Here is a 408-nt window from a genome sequence, read left to right on the forward strand (position 1 = left end):
GAAGAAGCGACCTCGGCTTATATGAAGCGCGACGACATTCGCATCCGCGCCGACCTTGGCATCGGCCGCGGCAAGGCGACGGTGTGGACCTGCGACCTCACCAAGGAATATGTCGCCATCAATGGCGACTACCGGAGCTAATGGCACCGGTGTCGACGCATCCGGCAAGCGTGCTCGCGATCGTGCGCCGCTACGAGGCGGCGGGCTTTCGCGCCTGGCCGGCGGCGGCCGTTCATTATGACGGGACATGGTTGGTGCGGCTGACGGCGGGCCATCCGGCGAAGCGCCTGAATTCGGTCAATCCGCTCGATCCCGGCGACACGCATGCCATTGCCGAACGCATCGTGCGCGCCGGCCGTCGCTTCGAGGCTTACGGCCGGCCGCTGACCTTTCGTATGTCGCCGCTTT

At 65.7% G+C, this 408-nt stretch carries 1 protein-coding gene and 1 pseudogene; both read left to right on the forward strand.

Annotated features, from left to right (window positions below):
- A partial coding sequence (locus EOA60_RS37170; RefSeq protein ID WP_206628494.1) for a bifunctional ornithine acetyltransferase/N-acetylglutamate synthase occupies positions 1 to 141 on the forward strand: 141 nt, incomplete at its 5' end.
- A pseudogene (locus EOA60_RS37175) lies at positions 141 to 408 on the forward strand (GNAT family N-acetyltransferase); the annotation flags it as partial. The gene EOA60_RS37170 and the pseudogene EOA60_RS37175, both read left to right, overlap by 1 nt.

It is taken from the genome of Mesorhizobium sp. M1A.F.Ca.IN.020.06.1.1 (assembly GCF_004023265.1).
In the GTDB taxonomy this organism is placed as follows: Bacteria; Pseudomonadota; Alphaproteobacteria; order Rhizobiales; family Rhizobiaceae; genus Mesorhizobium.